1 protein-coding gene is annotated in these 582 nt (G+C 59.8%); it reads left to right on the forward strand.

Annotated features, from left to right (window positions below; all coding sequences use genetic code 11):
* Window positions 1-582: AMP-binding protein (locus NKH03_RS34925; protein ID WP_352973399.1), on the forward strand; the 582-nt coding region annotated here is incomplete at both ends.

Consider the following 582-nt stretch of genomic DNA (forward strand, 5'->3'; position numbering starts at 1 on the left):
GCCATCTCGCCTACATCATCTACACCTCGGGCTCCACCGGGACGCCCAAGGGCGTCATGGTCGAGCATCGCGGAGTGGTCAATCTGGGGCTGGCTCAGATCGGACTGTTTGGCGTTGGTTCAAGCAGTCGAGTGGTGCAGTTCGCCTCCTTGGGTTTTGATGCCAGTGCCTCGGAAATGATTATGGCGCTTGGCTCCGGCGCCGCCTTGCATTTGCCTGCGGATGAGCTCCGCCAGGCGAGTGCCAGGCTATCGCATTATCTGCGAAGCCAAGCTATCACCCACGCGACGCTGCCTCCGGCCTTGCTTCAGGAAAGCAGAAGTGCGGAATATTTGGCGTCGCAAGCTCTCATTCTTGCTGGAGAGCTGCCGAAGGCCGAACTCATCCGTCGCCTGCCTGCAGCATCTGTTATCAATGCCTATGGACCGACGGAAACGACAGTCTGTGCAACGACCTGGACTTGCCCCGATGACTTTGACGGGTCAGTTGTCCCGATTGGCCGTCCGATCGCCAACACGCGGATCTATCTTCTGGACGCTCATGGTGCGCCGGTGCCGTTGGGGGCGGTGGGCGAGCTCTATA

Source organism: Mesorhizobium sp. M1406 (genome assembly GCF_040317555.1).
In the GTDB taxonomy this organism is placed as follows: Bacteria; Pseudomonadota; Alphaproteobacteria; order Rhizobiales; family Rhizobiaceae; genus Mesorhizobium.